Annotated in this window: 15 protein-coding genes; 8 read left to right on the top strand and 7 right to left on the bottom strand. The window is 64.8% G+C overall.

What is annotated here, in order from left to right:
* Positions 1-66: 66 nt before the first annotated feature.
* Positions 67-789 carry a corrinoid protein gene (locus tag ACOGI8_RS08995; protein ID WP_419853464.1) on the bottom strand — a complete coding sequence of 241 codons (723 nt, stop codon included), beginning with the start codon at positions 787-789 and terminating at the stop codon, positions 67-69.
* A gap of 240 nt (positions 790-1,029) precedes the next feature.
* Positions 1,030-2,742: a proline--tRNA ligase gene (locus ACOGI8_RS08990; RefSeq protein WP_419853463.1), complete on the bottom strand. Its 1,713-nt coding sequence runs from the start codon at positions 2,740-2,742 to the stop codon at positions 1,030-1,032.
* Between the two features lie 247 nt (positions 2,743-2,989).
* Here ACOGI8_RS08990 and ACOGI8_RS08985 point away from each other — a divergent pair, with 247 nt between their 5' ends.
* Both ACOGI8_RS08985 and ACOGI8_RS08980 read left to right on the top strand, forming a co-directional pair.
* Positions 2,990-6,568 carry a DEAD/DEAH box helicase gene (locus tag ACOGI8_RS08985; RefSeq protein ID WP_419853462.1) on the top strand — a complete coding sequence of 1,193 codons (3,579 nt, stop codon included), beginning with the start codon at positions 2,990-2,992 and terminating at the stop codon, positions 6,566-6,568.
* Positions 6,565-6,987, top strand: coding sequence for a hypothetical protein (locus ACOGI8_RS08980; protein WP_419853461.1), 423 nt, complete (start codon positions 6,565-6,567; stop codon positions 6,985-6,987). Before ACOGI8_RS08985 ends, ACOGI8_RS08980 begins: the two co-directional genes overlap by 4 nt.
* 45 nt (positions 6,988-7,032) lie before the next feature.
* On the opposite strand, the gene ACOGI8_RS08975 is transcribed toward ACOGI8_RS08980, so the two are convergent.
* Together ACOGI8_RS08975 and ACOGI8_RS08970 are read right to left on the bottom strand one after the other, a co-directional pair.
* A complete protein-coding gene (locus ACOGI8_RS08975) occupies positions 7,033-7,746 on the bottom strand; it encodes a DsbA family protein (RefSeq protein ID WP_419853460.1) in 714 nt (237 codons plus the stop codon).
* Positions 7,747-7,871: 125 nt separating this feature from the next.
* Entirely contained in the window at positions 7,872-9,608 is a 1,737-nt protein-coding gene (locus ACOGI8_RS08970; RefSeq protein ID WP_419853459.1) for an N-acyl-D-amino-acid deacylase family protein, read from the bottom strand.
* 257 nt (positions 9,609-9,865) lie between these two features.
* Here ACOGI8_RS08970 and ACOGI8_RS08965 point away from each other — a divergent pair, with 257 nt between their 5' ends.
* The 3 genes from ACOGI8_RS08965 (at position 9,866) to ACOGI8_RS08955 (ending at position 12,414) form a co-directional block, all read left to right on the top strand.
* Positions 9,866-10,639, top strand: coding sequence for a hypothetical protein (locus ACOGI8_RS08965; protein WP_419853458.1), 774 nt, complete (start codon positions 9,866-9,868; stop codon positions 10,637-10,639).
* 371 nt (positions 10,640-11,010) lie between these two features.
* Complete coding sequence (locus ACOGI8_RS08960; RefSeq protein ID WP_419853457.1) at positions 11,011-12,105, top strand: hypothetical protein; 1,095 nt, start codon at positions 11,011-11,013, stop codon at positions 12,103-12,105.
* Positions 12,106-12,114: 9 nt separating this feature from the next.
* Positions 12,115-12,414: a hypothetical protein gene (locus ACOGI8_RS08955; RefSeq protein WP_419853456.1), complete on the top strand. Its 300-nt coding sequence runs from the start codon at positions 12,115-12,117 to the stop codon at positions 12,412-12,414.
* A gap of 852 nt (positions 12,415-13,266) precedes the next feature.
* Here ACOGI8_RS08955 and ACOGI8_RS08950 read toward each other — a convergent pair.
* Positions 13,267-14,001, bottom strand: a complete 735-nt coding sequence (locus ACOGI8_RS08950) for an HAD family hydrolase (protein ID WP_419853455.1) — start codon at positions 13,999-14,001, stop codon at positions 13,267-13,269.
* Between the two features lie 799 nt (positions 14,002-14,800).
* Here ACOGI8_RS08950 and ACOGI8_RS08945 point away from each other — a divergent pair.
* On the top strand, positions 14,801-15,994 hold the full coding sequence (locus tag ACOGI8_RS08945; protein ID WP_419853454.1) for a DNA cytosine methyltransferase: 1,194 nt from the start codon (positions 14,801-14,803) through the stop codon (positions 15,992-15,994).
* Here the strand turns inward: ACOGI8_RS08945 and ACOGI8_RS08940 are convergent.
* Positions 15,991-16,941, bottom strand: coding sequence for a hypothetical protein (locus ACOGI8_RS08940; RefSeq protein WP_419853453.1), 951 nt, complete (start codon positions 16,939-16,941; stop codon positions 15,991-15,993). The two genes, ACOGI8_RS08945 and ACOGI8_RS08940, sit on opposite strands and share 4 nt — an antisense overlap.
* 3 nt (positions 16,942-16,944) lie before the next feature.
* Complete coding sequence (locus ACOGI8_RS08935; protein ID WP_419853452.1) at positions 16,945-18,051, bottom strand: hypothetical protein; 1,107 nt, start codon at positions 18,049-18,051, stop codon at positions 16,945-16,947.
* Positions 18,052-18,195: 144 nt separating this feature from the next.
* Between ACOGI8_RS08935 and ACOGI8_RS08930 the strand changes: the two genes are divergently transcribed.
* Positions 18,196-18,495: a transposase gene (locus ACOGI8_RS08930; protein WP_419853451.1), complete on the top strand. Its 300-nt coding sequence runs from the start codon at positions 18,196-18,198 to the stop codon at positions 18,493-18,495.
* The gene (locus ACOGI8_RS08925) at positions 18,492-19,148 is read left to right on the top strand and encodes an IS3 family transposase (protein ID WP_419853450.1); all 657 of its coding nucleotides are present in this window, start codon (positions 18,492-18,494) and stop codon (positions 19,146-19,148) included. The genes ACOGI8_RS08930 and ACOGI8_RS08925 overlap by 4 nt, the downstream gene beginning before the upstream one ends.
* Positions 19,149-19,408 lie beyond the last annotated feature (260 nt).

Below are 19,408 nucleotides of genomic sequence, written 5' to 3'. Positions count from 1 at the left end.
AGACGGCGCGCACGCGAGCGCCGCCGCGGGCGAGCGGTCGATTCCGGAGACGAGGTGGCTGTCATCTCACGCTGCGGCAGCACGCCGGGCCCTGATGAGGTCTGTGGCCGTCTCCGCCGCAACGGCCGCATCGCGGCAGTAGGCATCGGCACCGACCGCTTCGCCGAACTCCTGGTTCAGCGGGGCGCCGCCGACGATGACGAGGTAGTCGTCGCGCAGCCCCTGCTCGATCAGCGTGTCGACCACCACCTTCATGTACGGCATGGTCGTGGTCAGCAGCGCTGACATGCCCAAGATGTCGGGCCGATGCTCAGCCAGGGCGCCGAGGAACTCATCGACGTCAGTGTTGATCCCCAAGTCCACTACCTCGAAGCCCGCACCCTCGAGCATCATTCCCACCAGGTTCTTGCCGATGTCATGGATGTCGCCCTTGACGGTGCCGATCACGATCTTGCCGATCGGCTCAGCACCGGTCTCCGCGAGCAGTGGCCGGAGCACCTCCATGCCGGCCTTCATGGCGTTGGCCGCGAGCAGCACTTCGGGAACGAACAGGATCCCGTCGCGAAAATCGATCCCGACGATGCGCATGGCCTCGACCAGCGCCTCATTGAGGACCTTGTCGGCCCCCCAGCCGCGCCCGAGCAGCAGTTCGGTGCCTTCGACGATCTCGGGGCCGAGCCCGTCATAGAGATCGTCATGCATCTGTGCGATGAGATCGTCGTCGTCAAGGGCTGAGAGGTCGATGTCCTCATCAGCATCGGCGCTGTCGACGGTTGCCGCATCGGCCATGCCTTGCCCCCTCGCCATGGTCATGACGTGTGCCGGGCACCCCCGTCCCGGTCAACTGTCCAAGATTCAGCATGGGTCCTGCGGCCAAGTCGTTCCGCTGTGCTGTTCAGCATCTTGCTGTTCCGCATAGTGGAACTGTGCCGCAGAACGGTACAGCAGTACGGTACCACGAACCCTGCCGGAACAGCGACATAGGAGCACGTGAATTCAAGGCGACATGCCGGCGTCTGCCGGCGTGTTTCAGCGGCGATGCGCGTCGATCTCTCCGGCTGTCACGGCCGCCGCCTCGGCCACTGTGAGCAGGCGTGTCTCGCGGGTTGAGCGTTCGGTCAGCTCCACGTTGCCCTCCGCCAGGCTGCGCGCGCCGACCGTGAGCCGGTAGGGCACGCCGACGAGCTCCGCATCTGCCAGCTTTACACCGGGCCGCAGCGGACGATCGTCATAGAGGCAGTCGATACCGACCGCAGCCAGTTCGCGCTCGAGCCTCTCGCCTGCTGCCGATTGGTCTTCATCGGCAGGATCGAGCACGGTGATGACCGCCTCGAACGGCGCAACACCGACCGGCCAGCACAGGCCCCGCTCGTCGTAATGGGTCTCGGCCACCGCAGCCATCGCCCGCCCGATGCCGATGCCGTAGCTGCCCATGATCGGAGTCTGGGCAACGCCGTCCGCATCCAGCACCGACACGCCCATCGCCTCGCAGTACTTGCGGCCCAGCTTGAAGATGTGGCCCGCCTCAATGCAGCGCACGATCTCCAGCGGCTTGCCGCACACGATGCAGGCCTCGCCTGCTGTGACCTCGCGCAGATCAGCCCACTGCGGATCGATGATGTCGCGCTCCACGTCCACGTGACGCAGGTGCCAGTCGTCCTCATTGGCGCCGGTGGTCATGGATCTGCGGCCCCGCAAGGCCTCATCTATGTAGATCGGCAGGCCCTCGACGCCGACCGCCCCCAGACTTCCGGGACTGGCTCCGAGCTGAGCCACCGTCTCGGACTCGGTGGCAGGACGCACATCGGTCGCGCCGCTGAAATCGGCCAACTTCTGCAGGTTGAGCTGGTGGTCGCCTCGCAGGACCACCAACGTGAGCTGATCGTCGAGAACCATGACCATCGTCTTGAGCTGCCGGCCGGCCGGTGCGCCGCCTTCGAAGGACGCGAGCGCATCGATGGTGCGGACGCCTGGTGTCGCGAAGCGCTCAGGTGCGTCGCCGGAGGGCGGATCATCGATAGGTGGCACTGCCGCACGGGCCCGCTCGATGTTGGCCCGGTACCCGCAGCCCGCGCATCGCGCCACGTCGTCCTCGCCTGCCGGCGACTCCACCATGAACTCGACGCTGGCATCGCCGCCCATGGCGCCCGAAGAAGCCTGTACGGCCATGGCATCGAGGTCGAGCCGCTTGAAGATCTTCTCGTATGCCTCGCGGTGCGCCTCGAAGGACACATCGAGACCTGCTTCGTCCATGTCGAAGCTGTACGAGTCCTTCATCATGAACTCGCGCACCCTCAGCAGGCCGCTGCGCGGGCGGGGCTCGTCACGGAATTTGGTCTGGATCTGGTACCAGGTTTGAGGCAGTTCCCGGTACGAACTCATCTCCGCCGCCAGCGCCGCGAAGACCTCTTCGTGCGTCATGCCCAGCACGACGTCTGCATCGTTGCGGTCGCGCAGGCGGAACATCTCCGAACCCATCACGTTCCACCGACCGCTGCGATGCCACAGATCAGCCGGGTGCATCGCAGGCAGCAGGAACTCCTGCGCGCCGATGGCATCCATTTCCGCTCTGACGACATCGGCCACTTTGTTGTGCACCCGCAGTCCGAGCGGCAGCAAGCTGTAGTGCCCCGAATGCAGCTGCCGGATGAACCCAGCCCGCACGAGCAGCTGATGACTCACGGCGGTGGCGTCGCCAGGCGCATCACGCAGCGTCGGGATGAACGAATCAGACCATCGCATCCGACGCAGGGTAAGCGAGCAACCGCGTTGCGATGCAATGCGTGTCCAGTACCCTCGATCTGCGTAGCCGGCGACTGCACACCGGCGACCATGCATCGGTCGTGCGGTCTCGGCAGCGGACCAGGGCCACAGTGCCGACCACGGTGACTGTGTCCGCAACAGGTCCTGCATCAACGGTTCGGGCCATGCCCCAAGCGCAGTCCGGACAGGCGCTGCAGCGCACCTGCCCGTGCCCCTGCATGACGCGATGAGCGACGAAGACTCACCGACCCATACTCCGACCCGGGGCGCGCCGGCGCTTCAGCAGCTCGCGCCTGCCGATGACATCGCTCGCAACGGCGACATCTCGGATTCCGCCACCGGGTCCAACGGCACAGGGCGCAATGGCGCGGCGGTCTCTGCGCTCGCAACGATGCGCTGGTCCCAGATAGCGCGTCTTGTCTGGGCCGAGGCGCAAGGCACCGCCGGAAAGGACGACGTCGCCGCGCTGGAGACCGACCGGCTGCGCTGGGAACGAGTTCTTCTGGATCTGCTCGACCAGACGGAATCCTCGCTGTCAGGGGCCCGACGGCTGCCCCGGCCGATCCGTCGGCAAGTCGTGCGAGACTTCGAAACCGATTTCTCCGAGCTTGCCGCCGCCTATGAGCGCCTGACGGGCCTCGATGCCACCGAGTCGCCCGATGACGCAGCCTCGGATCCAGGCACCGGCGATGCCGCAGCAGGTCCGCTGCCCGAACCGGCCGCACTGCAGCTGTCGTGGCAACCGGGCCGGATCGTTGCGTGGGCCGCAGGCGCCGGCACCGAGCCCGACCCCACGGATCGGATCATGGACCGCCTGGTGGCCACCGGAGCCCCAGACAGCGTCTGGCGCCCCCATCCGAACATCAAGCTGCCGGGCGGGATGAGCGCCGAGGCACTGGTGGCGGATGTCGGCGACGTCCTGGGTTGGCTGGTCGGCCTCCACGGTCCGGCGGCCAGCAGCTCGGCCGACTCGTCGCCCACATCGGGGAGCTCTCCCGGTGAGCTGGCCGGCAGCGATCCAGCCAGTGACGACGAATCCCTGCACGGCAACGAGCAGATCGATGCTGCCGAGAGCAGCCCGAATGGCGACCTTCTGCTCGGTGCCAGCACGCTCTGGCTGCGAACCGCGGCCAGGACGGCGGTGGAACTGGTGGCGGGAGGGCGAACAGTGCCCCGGCTCCACCGAGTCCGCAAGCGCCGCAACCGCAAGCGGCCCGACACCGCGGAATTCTCGGTGCAGTGGCAGCCGGCCTCGCCGCCAGCAGATCGACTGGCGACGCTCATCGACTGCCTGCCAGGTGCGGTGGCCGCACCCGAACCCAAGTCAGAGGCGCGCACCACGGTGCAGTCGGCCCTGTCCGGCATGGTCGACGCGATTGTGACGAGTGCTGCGAAGCGGCTCGATGTTCCTGCGGCATCGCCCGAGCCTCGGAGCCGGGCAGAGATGGCCGAGGCTTTCCTGGCGTATCTCGACGGCACCCGCTTTGTCGGCTCGGCGACTCAGGGCTCCGATCTGGCCCGGCGCGTCGAGCTGTGGGCCAGGCCGGTGACTGGTGCCGCCCGGCAATCGCTGGTCGTCCGGTTGGACGAGCCTGACGACGCCGGGGCATGGCACATGGAGGTGCTCGCCACCAGCCCAGAAGGAGTGACCGAGCCCGTCGAGGTCGCGATGGTGAGCGGCGTCAGCTCGCATCGCACCGAGGTGCGCGATCAGCTCACCCGCCTCGAACGGCTGCTGCCGGTGCTGATGCGTCCCGGGGGCAAACGGCGCGGCGAAGTGATCCTCAGTCAGGACGAGGCATGGGAGCTCATGTCGGTGACGGGGCCGGCACTGCAGTCCGCGGGCTTCAAGGTCGAGGTCCCGAACCTCTCCCGCGATCGCCCGGCCCCCTCGCTCCGACTCACCGCCACCGAGGACGCCGACAGCGCCCTGGGAGCGCAGCAGCTCACCGCCGTGAGCTGGACAGCGGTATTCGGAGACGTGGAGCTGACCGCAGATCAGATTCATGAACTGGCCTCCCAAGCACGGCCGCTCGTACGCGACCGGGGCCAGTGGATCGCGCTGGATCACGCCGACCTCGCCGAGGCGGCCGCCGCGCTCGCCGAGCGCGCAGAGGTCACTGCCCTCACCGGATCCCAGATGCTGCGCCAGGTACTGGGCCTCGAGGGCCCGTCGGTGCGCGGCGGCATCACCATCTCCGGCAGTGGCTGGGCGGCCGACCTGCTGCGCTCTGCGTCGGAGATCTCGTCGGCCGCCGACCGCACGCCCGGCGGCTTTGTCGGCGAACTGCGCAACTACCAAGCTGAGGCACTGGCGTGGCTGGAATTCCTGGACGGAGCCGGCCTCGGCGGCTGTCTCGCCTTGGACATGGGCCTGGGCAAGACGCCGACGGTGCTGGCGCGCATCGCCGTCGACCGTCGCAGCGCTCCAGCGCTGGTGATCGCGCCGCCTGCTGTCGTCAGCAACTGGGCAGCCGAAGCGGCGCGCTTCACACCGGGGCTATCGACGATCATTCATCACGGCCCCGCCCGGCGTGAGCCCGCAGAGCTGGTCGAGGCGCTGCGCGATGGCGCCGGCTCAGTCGAGAACGGGCAGATCGATGTGGTGTTCACCACTTACGGCACCGCCGTGCGCGACATCGATGCGCTCGAAGAGGTGGCGTGGGACCGCATCGTCGTGGACGAGGCGCAGGTCATCAAGAACCACAACAGCGAGACGGCCAAGCAGCTGCGACGCCTCTCCGCTCGCGTCCGCGTCGCGCTCACCGGCACCCCCATCGAGAACGGGCTGGGCGACCTGTGGGCGATCATGGACTTCTGCAACCCCGGCCTCGTGGGAGGCCGCCCGCAATTCATCGCGCAGCTCCAGCAACCCGGTGATGCCCGCGGTGCCGCCGAGTCGGCGCTTCATGCGCTGAACGGCGTGCTGGTGTTTCGTCGCACGAAGGCTGAACCGCAGATCGCGGCCGAGCTGCCCGACCGCATCGACGAGATTGCGCACTGCGCCATGACCTCAGAGCAGATCGGTCTGTACCAAGCCGTGCTCGATCAGCTCATCGTCGACACCGCCGAGAGCGAGCAAGCCGGCGAGAGACGCAAGGGCGCGGTGCTGGCGGCCATCACGGCCCTCAAGCAGATCTGCAATCACCCGCTCAACTACCGGCCCGACGACATCTTCGACGAGATCGAAGGGCGCAGCGGCAAGCTCGACCGGCTCGACGAGATCCTGGAGTCGGTGTTCGCGGCGGGGGAGCGCGCGCTGGTATTCACGCATTTCGCCACCTGGGGCGAGCGTCTGGCGGGCTATCTCTCGAAGCGGCACGACCTCGATGTCGAGTGCTACCACGGCGGGCTGGGTCGCTCGGCGCGCGACCAGATGGTGGGACGCTTCCAGTCCGGGGGCGGGCCCGGGGCGATGGTGCTCTCGCTCAAGGCAGGCGGCACCGGCTTGAACCTGACCGCGGCGAGTCATGTGGTGCTCTACGACCGCTGGTGGAATCCCGCTGTCGAGGACCAGGCTCGCGACCGGGCATGGCGCATCGGTCAGACGCGCACGGTCATCTGCCACCGCCTGGTCTGTCCGGGCACGGTGGACGAACGGGTGGAGGAGGTCGTGGCCGGCAAGCGGCGCATCGCCGACATGGTGCTGCCGAAGTCCAGCTCCATCGGTGATCTCGACGCTGAGCAACTCCGGCACGCCTTGGGCATCGATCCTGATGCACTCCTCGCCGACGATTCCAACGGGATCGACACCAGCACGCCCCCGGTGGCAGACCTGGTGCCTGCAGGCGCAGGTGCGTCATGAGCAATCGTCGTCGACGCAAAACGTCGCGTACCCGCCGTATTGACGGGGCTGAGGTCCAGCAACGGCAGGCCGCTGAGGCGAGTGCAGCGTTCTGGCATGGAGCTGCGGGCGCGACGACGCCGCCAGAACAACCTGATGCCGCGGCCAATGGAACAGCAGACGGATCGGCCAACGCTGACGCTGGAGACGCTGGACCCGATCAGCCGCCCGACATTCTCACCGAGACGCGCCGTATCTCGGTCACGACGGATCCGACGTCGACCGTGCGCTCGCTCGGCAAACCACCGCTCGCCGGACGCGAGGCAGCCGCGGAGCACTACTTCGAAGCCGTCTACCAGCGCGCCGTAGCGATGGCCGGGGCGCTGGCCGCAGCAGGGGACCTGCTCGCGTCAGACGACGAGGAATCGACGACGCCCTGACCGGGCTGGGGAGGCGCGCGATGCACGCTCGCCGCCTCGATCGGATCAGTCCGCTGCTGCAGGCTCGAAGCCGACTTCCTTGCCGCGGTTGATGCTCACCCAGTCGCGTGCCTCGAGGTACGGCCTGAAGGTGTCGAAGATCTTCTTCTCGTCGCGCGGCATGTGCTGGATCTCGTACAGGTGCGGGAACTCCAGCCAGCCGAGCACTAGGTCCCACATGCGCAGCGCTGCGTCCCCGGTGGGTGGGTCGAGCAGCACCGGTCCGAAGATCGCCGTGTCGCCGAAGTACAGCGTGGGCACGCCGAAGCCGCCCGAGTCGATGACCCGCTGGTGCTCGGCCTTGATCTCGTCGTGGGTGCTCTGGTCGTCGATGGAGAGCTCGACAATGCCGGGATCGGCCCCGATCTGTTCGAGCAGATGACGGGCCACGTCGGGATTGTGGGGACGGTTGCCGTCGACATGGAGGGCCTCGCCCGACACGGCGTACCACTGGTCGAGCAGGTCCATCGATTCGCGCCGCAGGATCGCCCCGATGCGCATCATCGACCAGCCGTAGCTCCAATCGCGCTCCCAGGGATGCTTCTTTCCCTCGCGCAGGTTCACCTCTTCGAGGCTGAAGAACTTCCAGTTCACCGTCAGCCCCAACTGGTCGCGGACATCGCGCATCCAGATGGACGTCTGGTATGCCCAGGGGCACATCACGTCGAAGTGGAAGTCGACCTCGGTGGGGCCGTCGTAGGTCTCAGGAGTGATAGTCATGTGTCGCAGTCCTTTCTGCAGATGCCCGTCGCGTCGCCATTGCTTCCCGCTCTTGTTCCCCATGCTCATGTGATTGGGCTCACGGGCCGCTCGGGCCACGGCTTCGCTCTTCGGCTCAGCCTCTGTCAGCCGCGGCCGTGGCGCAGCAGCCGGCCGGGGGTTGCGCCGGTGCATTCGCCGGACTCGAAGGTGACCTCGCCGTTGACGATGATCTGGTCGTAGCCCTTGGCCCGCTGGACCCGGCGCCACTCGCCGCCCGGAAGGTCGTGCTCGACGTTGCCGATCCACGGCGGATCGATTTCGAGCTCCTCCATGTCGTAGACCACCACGTCGGCGGCGGCGCCTTCACGCAGCGTGCCGCGGTCCTTGAAGCCGGCAGCATGGGCCGCCAGCGCCGAGAGCCGGTAGTGCGCTTCCTCCAGTGTCACGGTGCCTTCGTCGCGCACCAGCCACGTCAGGAAGTCGGTGGTGTAGGAGCCGCCGCTGAAGAACTTGGTGTGCGCGCCGCCGTCGGAGACGCCGGGGATGGCGTACGGCGACTGCATCATCTCGCCCATGAACTCAGCGTTCGAGCCCTTGTCGGGCCCCAGGAACTCCACGTTGAGATCGCCCTGCAGGGACAGGTCCAGCATGACCTCGACGGGGTGCTTGCCCTGTTCTTCGGCGAGATCACCGACGGAGCGGCCCACGTACTGCTGCATGTCAGCCTGGCGGTTGACGCCCTGGACGACCAGGCCCTTGGGGTTGCCGCCCACGCCTGCCTGGATCACCTGCAGCCGGCGGTCGGCTTCCTCAGCCTCGTCCACCAGCGCCTTGCGCAGCTCCGGATCGGACATCTTTTCGATCTTCTCCTCCTTGGAGCCCGTGGTGACGGCACGCCAGGCGGGGGAGGCGTCGTAGAGGTTCCAGTGCTCGAGCGTGAAGGCGAAACCTGCGCGCCCGGTGCCGCACTGTGCGTAGATCGGCAGGTCTTGGTTCCAGCACTTGTCGATCCAGCGCAGCGGCCGGCGATGCACCTCGGGGTCCTTGCGGGCGGGTGCTACCACGTTGTGCAGGATCGGCCGCTGGGCGGCGCCCGCAAGCACCTCGAGGAACTTGATGTCGGCCCGGATGTCGCCGGTGCCTTGGGTGATCTGGATGAAGCCCTCGTCCCGCTCGGCCAGCACACGCGCCAGGTTCAGGATGTCCTCGTCGCACATGATGTCGGTGACCATGGGGGAGCCGTCGAAGTCGGCCTGCACGCTGTCTGGGCCGAGACGCTGGATGGAAAAGCCGCAGAGCCCCGCATCCATGCCCTCGTGCAGGAGGCGGGCCATCTCCTTGCGCTCGGCTTCGGAAGCCGGCTCGCCCGCCTTGGCCTTGTCGAGGCCCATGACGTAGGTCATGAGCGACGCCGTCGGCATGTACTGGATGACGTTGACGCCCTTGGGAGCACGTTCCAGCGAGTCGAGATACTCGGGGATGGTCTCCCAGTCCCAGTCCATGCCCAGCCGCATCGACTCATAGGGGATCGCCTCAGTACGGGTCATGGTGAGCATGGAACGGTCGCGAAACTCGGGCTTGACGGGGGCGAAGCCGAACCCGCAATTGCCGAGTACCACCGAGGTCACCCCGTGGTAGCCCGAGATGGTGCACCACGGATCCCAGCGAATCTGGGCGTCGTAGTGGGTGTGCAGGTCGACGAAACCGGGCGCCACGATCTTGCCGACGGCGTCGATCTCGCGTTCGGCCGTGCCCTGCGGGCGGCCGCCGAGCTGGGCGACCTTGCCGTCGCGGATCCAGACGTCGCCCTTGTAGCGAGGCACTCGTGTGCCGTCGACGACCATCCCGCCCTTGATGTGAATGTCGAACTCAGCGCTCATGGCATGCCCCCGTACTGCTCGGCGTGATCTGACCGCGCCGGTTGCAACCGAGCCCAGCGCCCGTGCAACCGTCTCTTCACGCTACCCGTCCCGCTCCAGGCCTGCCGGGACGCTGACAGCTCTCAGCGAGTGCCAAGCCATAGGCTCCCGCCTCGTTTGCCGACCCCCCCAAGGCAATGTCCCCTCTCTTACGACATCTCAAACGCATCGCCACGGCCACGGTCTGTGTATCGGCCGTCGCCACCGGTGCATTGATCTTGGCTGCCGCCAACTCACCGGAGACGGGCACCACGTCGCCCCCGGCGAGTCCATCCGCGCAACGCTCGACGCTGTCATCAGCAGATTCAGTCTCGACGGCCCTACGCAGCCCGCTGACAGCACCGCCGGTCATCATCGAAGCCAGTTCCGAGCTGGCGTCGCCACGCAGGGAGGGAGTGGAAGACAACGCAGTCGTCGAGCATCCGAATCTGCCCGCGTCGCCCATCGCGACCGCATATGAACTCGTCGAACCGAGTCAGCAGTTCCGCCGCACGGTCGCGCCAGGAGTGTCGTTGGCATGTGACCGCTACCGATCTCAGGTTCAAGAGATGGGGGATTGGGACCCCGACGTAGTCCTCGCCTTGATGTGGCGAGAATCGCGCTGCACCGAACGTTTGGTCTCCGTCACCAACGACTGGGGCCTCCTCCAGCTCAACGCAACGTGCTGGGCCGGCAAAGGCATCGATCGACTTCCCAACGTTGCGCACCTGCCCGACGACATCACCGCACCAGAACTGCGCTGTGACGGCATCACCACGGCTACACCGGCCGCGCAGTGGTGCTTCCATGCCAAGGAGGAAGGGCGACGTACAGGTCGTCGACCATCTTCTCCATGCGATCCATGGCTACAACCGGAGATCAACCTGCAGGTTGCGTACGACATGTGGGTTATCCGGGGATGGCAACCCTGGTGCTTTGACGACAGCAGCCGGGCCTCACCAGCCTGCGAAGCCGCCGCAGACTCACCGGGCCCGCCGCAAACCAGGGGCTAGCAGCCGCTGCCGCGCAACACGTTCGAGCCAAGCCCTTGCCACAGAGGGTTCGAGACCGAATTCGGGGCTGGCGCGAATAGGCAAAACCCCTGGTCAGAAGGGTGCCTCACAGCAGTGTGGAACGCGTTCTCGCCGAATCTGGAACGCGCTTGATCCGGATCTGGAAGGCGCCTCCATGAGGCTGCCGGATGTACCGCAGCGAATCCACAGATCAGAGGCTGTTTCCGAAGCCTGTGTCTGGGCGTCATGTGCGACGTAACGGCCACGTGAAACAGCGGCTTCAGGTGCGTCGTTCCGACTGGTAACGGTGCATCCGGCCATCGACTACGTGACGCCGTTACCCTCCCGCGCCCCAGGGAAGGCAGAACTGCATGAGCGGTCAGGATCAGCACTACATCAGTCGGTGCCTGATCAAGCAGTGGGCCGACCACGTCGGCGACGTCGGCGTGATCTGCTTGCACCACCGCGGCAGTGCCACGGTGCCCTACAAGGGTTTGCACAAGGTGAAGTCAGGGTGGTCGTTGGACCAGGAGGAGCGCTGGAACAGGATTGAGAATCCAGCAAGCTCTTTAGTCGAGGCGCTGGTGGCGGAGCTCCAAGCCCACACCGACGACGCGGAGGCCGCTCAACAGGCCGCCGAGCGACTCCTCGGCGAAGGAACGAACTTCACGGCACTGATTGATTTTGCGGCACTCCATCACGCTCGTTCGCTGTGGGTACCTCTGCAGCAGTATCGGGCAGGGCGAACGACGCTCGACACGGCCGAAGCCGAAGCCACGATCGAAGCAAGATGGGAGTACGCGCAGGAGACGTACCACAAGTGCGGCATCGACTTTTCCGTGCTGGCTAAACCCACCACGTTGGGTGCTGTGCCTGTGTTCGACGCACAGACGTGGGGTGGCCCGATGCCTGGGGCTCCGATGCAGTACATGATGCCGCTGGCACCAAATGTGATGATGTTCGGCGTACCTGAGCCTGATCGGTCTGTAGGGGAGATCAGAGTTGCCGTCGAGGAAAACGCCTTGGAGACCGCGTTCACGTTGCAGGTGCGAGGGGAGTCCGGATTCTTCAGCTCGCCCTACTTGATCTGTCCACCGGCGGCGTTGGGCGAGACAGCACTCGGAGCGTTGGACTACACCACGGGTTTCGGCGCTCATTGGCACGGGCAGCAGACTCGCATGCAGCGGCACCAGATGACCTACGCCAACCCTCACCGGCGAGCTGACTTCGAAGAGCGCATGCAGAAACGTGACGACCTCCTGAAGCGGTACAAGACGGCGCAGGATGTCGAGATCGAACAGATCGAAGATGAGATGCGCGACATGGCAATCGCGCTGCAGACCGAACTGGACAAGATCGAAATGCCGATCTGTGGGTGTGGGTACTTCCGCAACGATCACGAGGCCGGGGCGATGTGGCGGCTCATCATGCCGCAGATCATCTGCGATGCGATGAACGGCAGGTAGCGAGTCGCCGTGAGCCAAGAATCGTGGTGGGACCGCCACCGCTGGGAATTCGAAGGCCAACGGGCCGCTCAGATCGAGGACTTCGCTAACAGGTACGACAACCCGACCGAACGCAAGCGGCGGGTAGGCCGGTACGTCCTCTGGTGCCTCACCAACGGCCACGAACCCGCCGAACGCAACCCCGAACGCGTCGAGGCGTATCTGCGCGAAGTCAGAACACTCCGTGGACGACGACCGTTCGCGTCACGCACCAAGGAGGAGGTACGGGCCTGCATCCGCGACTGGCATACATGGCTGGCGATTCGCTAGTTGGCTAACTGCCGCTTGGTGAGGTTGTGTGCGTGATGCTGGCGATCTGCCGACGTCGTTCCGGCGCAGCGGGCAAACGAATAGAGCATCCTCTCGACAAGGATCGCCTAGCGGCGCAGCGAACGCCTCGGTGACCCGACCGGGCTACGTTCCCTTGCTGCTTACTGTCGTCTCGAAGATCATGGTTCGCCCGGCGATACCTTTGATCAGAGCGTCGCGAGGCGACTCGCCACAATTGCGCGGGTTTCGCGGTAGCGCTCGTTCATCGTGTCTGATTCGTGAGTGCCTGGCGATGCATCCAAGATGTCCAAGCATCTCTTGAGCCATTCTCGATTCCCTACGTTTCGGACAAGATCGGCGACAGCGCTAGAGGCAGGGTGGTAGTAGTGGACACATCGGATGCATAGCGATGACCAACCCATGTCGGACTCCACTGACAGCATCGTCTCGTTCGTGCACCACCCAGATTCATCGGCCATCGGAGCCAAGACACTCTTCTTGTGCGCCCGTTCGACGCATCGTGCCTCGAAGACGGATGCATTTCGCTGCTGGCAATGAGGAGTGTCCTTTGACTTGACTGCTGGGAGCCTTGCTCCTGGCGAGCCGGTCACGGTGGTTCCCTTCGGCTTCGTTCCCGGGGGTACGTCTCGTGGAAGGCCGCGGGGTATCCGATCCGAGACGCAACCAGCGATGCTTCGGTGGCTTGTTTGCGGGTTAGGGATTCTTGAGCACTGGTCCGGGTTTCCGCGCCTGTCAGAGGACCCCAATCTAGGTGTCGGGTATTGCGTTGCTGCTCTCGGCCCTTCATCAGAACTTTCTCTCGGCACAAACGCCGACTGTCAATAGCATCCGTCAGTGTTGGAACTCGCTGTTCGCAAGTGCGCTGAGGACTTGCGATGCGTCTGTTGCTATGGAATGGGCTCCAGCAGCTACGAGACGATCTGGCAGGGCAGCCGAGCAGTGCCCGCCTGCAACGAAGCCGATGCATTTCATTCCCGCCGCCACGGCGGCTGCTACGCCGTGGGGGCTGTCCTCGACGACGATGCACTGACTCGGATCCGTGCCGAGTTGCTTGGCGGCGTGAAGAAACAGATCCGGTGCTGGTTTTCCATTCGGGACCATCTCGGCGGAGAAGACGTGTTCCGGTTCAAAGTGGTGTGAGAGCCCCGTCACGCTGAGCGAGAATCGGACGCGCGATAGGGCACTGCTCGAAGCGACGCAGCGTGGGCCGCTGAACTCATCGAGGAGTTCAGGAATTCCCTGCACCGGCTTGAGGCGATCGGGAAAGTGCGCCAGCGCCGTCTGTTGGACTTCATCGAAGTACCCGGGAGGCAGGGCCGCGCCGAACTCGGCTTCGACTTTCTGGGCGACATCCTTGTAGCTCAGCCCGACGTAGTTGTCGACGATGTATGCGACCGACACGGGGAACCCAGCACGATTGAGTGCTTCTTCTTCGAATTCGACCAACAGAACCTCGCTGTCCACGAGTACTCCGTCACAGTCGAAGATGGCGAGCATCAGTGCACCTCCCGTTCGCTTGCCGGAGTTGCCGATGGCCGCGCGAAGATCGATCCCGAAGGAGTTCAAGGCTGACGCTATTGCGTTGGTGCTAGACGAGGGCCACAGTATTGCGTCGGAGACTCGGAGCTTAGGGATCGGCGAGTCGAATCTGGAGAACCGGTGCGTCAAGCGCGCATCGACCGTCGCGAGCACGAGGGTCTCACTACCGGTGAGCGGGCCGAACTGGCGCGGCTGCGCGTGGAGCGTGACCTACTCAAACGAGCGACGGCTTTCTGGGTGAAGGAATCGCGACAGTGACCCGCTACAGGCGGACGGGGTCATCCCGACGTCGTGCTCGGCGAGTACAGCGTAGATCGGCTCGACACCGACACCAACCGGCAGCATGAATCCAGCATCACGCCTCCACCAAAGTCAGGGACTCCCAGAGCCTGCGCAATGGCCGGTGAGGTTCAGTGATTCCATAGAGCGGAGCAGTATGGATCGCCCCCATGACAGTTCCTCCCGCCACCCGCCGGCCAGGAGCGGCGGAACATGTGCTGGCCAGCCGAAATGAAATCTCAGAAAACCCGCGGACGCCAGCCGCCAACTGACCTTACAGGTCGCTGCGAGTCGGCCCCGGCGGCGCCGCATCTTCCAAGAAGCGGGCCGGAGCGACCTGATTGCAAGGTTCCCATGGCTGAGGGCTCAGCGGTACCCGTTGCGCTGGTTCGTGCTGTCGGGGTGGCCGAATCGGGCGTTCGGCCGCTGGTTACGTGCGTTTGCCGCCGCCTCTGAGGTCGGGCGTTCCCGCGACGGGCCTCTCAGTCGAAGGCGGCTTCCCGGGGGGAACGGCGAGTCGGGTCGGTCCACATGGCAGACTCCGCTGGTGGCACTCGTGAAGCTGACCGTTTTGTCGAGCTTTTCCGGCATGGGGGGCATGGACCTTGGGCTCGAGCAAGCTGGATTCGAAGCCGTCGGATGCGTTGAGTCAGACCCGGTAGCCCAGCGAACACTAAAGGCGAACCGAAGTTCCTGGCGCATCTTTGAACCCGGATCGATCGAGGAAGTTGCCGCGGAGACAAGCCCACAGGATCTCGGGCTACAGACCGGCGAACTCGACCTCCTCGTCGGAGGGCCTCCTTGCCAGCCCTACTCGAAGGCCGCGATGTGGAACCGGAAGAGCTGGAACGGGTTCGAGGACGAACGGGCGAAACCAATCCTCCCCCTGGTGGAACTCGTCGGACGGTTCCAACCTCGGGCCGTCTTACTCGAGAACGTCGCCGGCTTCATGAGCGGTCCGCACTCGGTACGAGATCTGCTTGAGGAACGCTTCCAAGCGATCAACGCCCGCATGGGCAGCGAGTACACGCTGGAATGGCGCACTCTCGACGCTGCTCACTTCGGAGTCGCCCAGCACCGCAAGCGCGCCATAGTCGTGGCGCTACGCGATGGAGCGGCAATGAGGTGGCCTGAGCCGTCTCATAAGACCGAGCCAACCCGAGCGTGGGATGCACTGGCCGACATCCAGGAGGACGGGCCGCTGCCCACCGCGTCAGGGAAGTGGGCTGCGCTGTTGCCGTCGATTCCTGAAGGTCAGAACTACCTCTTCCACACGGCCCGTGGAGGCGGTGAACCGATGTTCGGCTATCGAACGCGCTACTGGTCGTTCCTTCTGAAGCTCTCGAAGCAACGCCCTTCGTGGACACTTCCAGCGCAGCCCGGACCGTCGACTGGACCCTTCCACTGGGACAGCCGACCCCTCTCGGTCAAGGAGATGCTTCGGCTACAGAGCTTCCCTGCGGATTGGGTGGTTGAGGGTTCGCGCCGGGAACAGGTCCGCCAGATCGGCAACGCCACTCCTCCACTGCTTGCCGAGATTCTTGGCAGGTCGCTGAGGGCGATCTTGTTTGGCGATTCATTCACGGAAGCGCCAGCGCTCGCCATCCCGAGGCTCGCCAGCGTCCCCCCAGCCCGGCCGAGGGCGTCGGTGCCTAGGCAGTACGCCCATCTGATCTCTGAGTGGCCAGATCATCCTGGTGAGGGAATGGGCCCGCGTCCGCGCCAGGGTCCGAGTGACTAAGCCGGCGCTCCCGCGGAGTGGTGCTTACGAAGCCAACCGGCGCGCGTCTTGGTCCAGGCCTCTATGCGAGAGCGGAGGGCGTCGCTGAGCCAGGCCGACTCAGGCTCAGGAGGCAAGAGGCGGAGCCGATCCATCACCAAGCCCTGGTATTGGCTTCGGCGTATTGGGTAGTCGTTTTCATTGAGCCGAAATGGAAAGCTGAAGGCGCGAAGCGGGGTGTGCGTGAAAGTCAGCAGGCGTTTCCATCTGGATGCGTTCGGGGTCTGAAGCTTATTGGGCCAGTTCTCACCGCTTGCGCACTGGCCGAAGATCACGGGGAGCGCCGGCCGCCCGTCTCCGAACGGTCGTGCGGCCGCGATGTCGAGACCGAGATCCTTCTCTTCGGCTCCGACGAACTGCGTGGCCTCGGCCGTCACCGACTCTCGGGTGATCTCTGCGATGTCATCGAGCAAGTCGGTGAGGGGGGTGCCGTGGCCACCGCTCCACCCGGTGCGTATGACCTCCCAGCCGGGGAGTGAGTGGGCCATGGCTTCTTTAGTCAAGAGTTCAAAAAGCTCGCCTTGCTCGGCATAGTTTCCGTTAACCCACGCTGTGTAGCCCGAGTAGTACGGCAGGATCGATAGCAACAAGCAGAAGGAAAGCGCAACCGCATCCCCCCCTTGCAGGCGCCCGTAGTTGTCTATCGAAACCGGGTACCTCCCATCGCCACACCTCATACGGGCCCGGATCTCGGCGAAGATCGACTCAACGAACTCAGCGCAGTGATCTTGATCCTCGTAGATGTGCTGCTCAATGAGGTAGTCGACAACCTCGGGCCGAGTTAGCCCTTCGGTGTGTGGGTCGAAGCTCAAAACACTTGCCTCGAGCCAGTCCGCGGCGAGCATCAGCTCGCAGTTGTGCGCATTGATTGATCGCTGGAATTTCGACGTCGGGTGCGAAATGAGCAACCGTCAATCCTCTTCCGAGTCGCAAAGGGACCGACGATGCTCCGGAAACGAACGGAGCAACGCGCTGAAGCTCCTCGTGAGCCGATCAACTGCCGCCTCCACGGCTGGCACGTCTACGTAGAGGTGCACAGTGCTGAGGGCCTGCTCCAGCTCGTCAGTTGCTGACAGCAGCAGCTCAACCAGCTCGTCGGTCTCGGCGCCGGCGCGTGACGCAGCGGCAGCCAGCGAAGGGTTCCGTGAGGTTTTGAGATACTCGATGGCGTCCGCACTCTCAAGGATCCTTGAGAACTTGCTCACGAACCTTGAGTCGCTGAACAACGGTGGCACTTCTTTCGTGCCGAAGACCCACTTCACGAAGTACTCGAGATTCGCGGTGTATCGGTCGCCAACAACGGGCGTTTTGGCCGCTTCCGGTTCGGCGTCGATGTCAACACCCAGAAACTGCTGGATGCCGTGCTCTCGGAGGGAGAGGAAGAGGACGGAAAACCTCTGTTCGACCGGCTCGACGTCGACCTCTTCTAGATCCTCGATCTGCTTCAGCATGTTGAAGGAGATGTAGTTGCGCCTGACGGTCGGTGTCTTGCTGCCAATCGCTCGCATGACCTCCACGTACGTCATGCCAGAGTCGACGAGTTCCGCGATGTATTGCGCCTTTTCAGCGGGGGCCCACTCCTTGATGCCGGTGACATGTCGAAAGCCCAGGAACTTCCTTACGTCCTCCCGGCTGTCCGCGCGTAGAACCGGGATCCGTTCAAACAGCTCCGTATCCGTGAGAGCCCCTGCAAGTTCTTCCCACTTGCGCGTTCGCGGTTCGCCCTCACTCGCTGCGTGGAGCAGGCGAAGCGCCGCGAGCCGGCGATTGCCCTCGACAACCACCAGCTTGCTCATGTCCACTTCAGGATCTCGGACGACAACGAGAGCCTCCTGGGGCCAAAAGCCGCTCTCAATGAAGGACACCGCTAGCTCCTCCGGCTCCCAGACGCGGATGACGTCTAGGATCTCCGGCTGCGGTAAGCCTCGTTCGAGGTTTCGACGGCCAAGGCGCGGGTTCTTGGGGTCGAGCAGAAGTTCGTCCAAGGACACATACTCGATCTCGTTCGCAACGGCCATCGGTCCTCCCCAGGCCATACTAGGTGGGCTCCTATGTCGATTTTGGGGTGGTTTGGAGGGTGGTGTAGAAGCGGTCTGGAGCTGACCCGGTTTGGTTGACACCTCGATCCTGGGATCCTTGGAGGGTCCAGAGGGGAGTCAGCCGTGGCAGGACGCACTCGTTCGCCGTATCCGTCTGAGTACAAGGCCGAGTTGGTTCGGTTGGTCCGTGAGGAGGGCCGGTCGCCGTCGGAGTTGGCTCGTGAGTTCGAGCCGTCGGCGCAGTCGATCGCGAACTGGATAGCGCAGGCCGAGATCGATGACGGCAAGCGCGGTGGCCTCACGACTGATGAGAAGGCCCAGCTTCGCCGGTGGCGCGCGGAGAATCGAGTGCTGCGCATGGAGAAGGACCTGCTGGAGAAAGTAGCGGCCTTCTTCGCGGCGAAGAGCGTCCCCACGCGGTGAGCGTATTCGGCTTCATCGAGGCGGAGAAGGCCAATTTTTCGATCAAGTTCATGTGCGAGCGGCTCGGCGTGACCCGCCAAGGCTCCTACGCGTGGCGGCGACGGCCGCCGTGTGGGCGCCGCACCGCCGACGCGGCCTATACCGCTGTCATCAGGAAGATCCACGCCGACTCGCGAGGCAACTACGGGGCGCCTCGGATCTGCGGCCAGCTCGCCGATGAATACGGCATCCGCTGCGGCCGCAAACGGGTCGCCAGGCTGATGCGCCAAGCCGGCTTCGTCGGCTGTCTCCGCCGCAAGCGGGCCTGGACCACCAGACGCGGCGACTCGGCCTCGCCGGCACCGCATCGAGTGAACCGCCGCTTCGCCGCAGCGGGCCCCAACGAGCCGTGGGTAGCTGACATCACCTACGTGCCGACCTGGGCCGGGTTCGGCTACCTCGCCACAGTGCTCGACGTGTTCATCCGCCGCATCGTCGGCGGGTCCTACGCCACCCGCATGCGAACCGAGATGATCGTCGACGCCATCGACATGGCCATCGAGACCCGCCGGCCGCCCCGAGGCCTCATCCATCACTCAGATCAGGGATCCCAAGCCGGATTCAAGGGATGGTCGCAACAGTTTGCTGTTGGGGGGATTGTGGGAGCTGGTTGAGAGCTTCAGTTGGTGTCCGCCATCCGAGTGTCTTGCGTGGTCTGGTGTTGAGTGCGAGCGCGACGACGTCGATACGTGCCTGACGGCGCCACGTATAGATCGACTGGCCGCTGATCCCCAGCTCAGCCGCGATCGTCGCCGCCGGCCGGCCGGGACTCGACCAGATCGATCACACGCCGCCGGAACTCCGCCGGATATTCCCTCGGTGCCATAGAGCCTCCTCACAGCTCATGACAGCAGAATCCAACAACACCCCCGCG

The organism is Candidatus Poriferisodalis sp., assembly GCF_965204195.1.
Lineage (GTDB): Bacteria > Actinomycetota > Acidimicrobiia > Acidimicrobiales > Poriferisodalaceae > Poriferisodalis.
Note: the sequence above shows the minus strand (reverse complement) of the source record. Positions and strands in the feature narration are given on the sequence as shown.

Coding starts and splice junctions, on each gene's coding strand:
- ACOGI8_RS08985 (WP_419853462.1), top strand. CDS start 2,990: ATGAGCGACGAAGACTCACCGACCCATACTCCGACCCGGGGCGCGCCG.
- ACOGI8_RS08960 (WP_419853457.1), top strand. CDS start 11,011: ATGAGCGGTCAGGATCAGCACTACATCAGTCGGTGCCTGATCAAGCAG.
- ACOGI8_RS08980 (WP_419853461.1), top strand. CDS start 6,565: ATGAGCAATCGTCGTCGACGCAAAACGTCGCGTACCCGCCGTATTGAC.
- ACOGI8_RS08990 (WP_419853463.1), bottom strand. CDS start 2,742: ATGCGATGGTCTGATTCGTTCATCCCGACGCTGCGTGATGCGCCTGGC.
- ACOGI8_RS08935 (WP_419853452.1), bottom strand. CDS start 18,051: ATGGCCGTTGCGAACGAGATCGAGTATGTGTCCTTGGACGAACTTCTG.
- ACOGI8_RS08975 (WP_419853460.1), bottom strand. CDS start 7,746: ATGACTATCACTCCTGAGACCTACGACGGCCCCACCGAGGTCGACTTC.
- ACOGI8_RS08970 (WP_419853459.1), bottom strand. CDS start 9,608: ATGAGCGCTGAGTTCGACATTCACATCAAGGGCGGGATGGTCGTCGAC.
- ACOGI8_RS08995 (WP_419853464.1), bottom strand. CDS start 789: ATGGCCGATGCGGCAACCGTCGACAGCGCCGATGCTGATGAGGACATC.